General features: G+C 61.1%; 1 protein-coding gene. It reads left to right on the plus strand.

Annotated elements, in window-relative coordinates; genetic code table 11:
- Positions 1–701: ABC transporter ATP-binding protein (locus ACESWY_RS10270; protein WP_373094366.1), on the plus strand; the 701-nt coding region annotated here is incomplete at both ends.

A 701-nucleotide genomic window follows, 5' to 3' on the forward strand; every position in this document is an offset into this window, starting at 1 on the left:
TTCTCGCCTATCGAGGCAACGGGTTACGTAGGATGCTTCCCGACAGAATTCATTGGCTCCGGTTCGGGCGGCGCATCGATGCTTGCCGTGGCCCTGGTATACGTCGCGGTCCTTTTCGCGGTCGGCGCCGTTGCGACACGTTCCCCCAAACAGCCTGGACCCGCGAAAAAGCACCATGGGCTCGAGCTTCTGGACGCGAGCGTGGGATACGGAAGCACGACGATACTTTCAATCGGGTCGCTTTTCCTGAGCCCGGGAACGGCGGCGGGCCTCGTTGCTCCCAACGGCTCGGGGAAAACCACCCTTCTTGAAGCGCTGTCGGGCCAATTTCCCACCCGCATCCGCTCGGGAAGCCTGGCGGCAGACGGAATCTGCCAACGTCGATCAGCCGAATTTGCAGAACTCGTCTACCTGAGCTCTTCGGGCGGCGCGGATCTCTATCCCACGCTATCGGCCCTCGAGCACCTTGCTTTCGTTAGGGAGGCGTGGAAATCGGCCGCCGACATCGACTCGCTCTGCGACTCCCTCGGAATCTCCCCATATCTCGACAAGCCGACCCGTAAACTCTCGACAGGAATGAAGCAGCAGGTAAAGCTTGCCATGGCGATAGCGACCGATTGCCCGTACCTCATCCTCGATGAACCGCTGAACGGCCTCGATCCGGGAAAGCGGAAAACCTCCTGCGACGCGATGCGCAGCGA

The organism is Collinsella aerofaciens ATCC 25986, assembly GCF_964237925.1.
GTDB lineage: Bacteria > Actinomycetota > Coriobacteriia > Coriobacteriales > Coriobacteriaceae > Collinsella > Collinsella aerofaciens_BJ.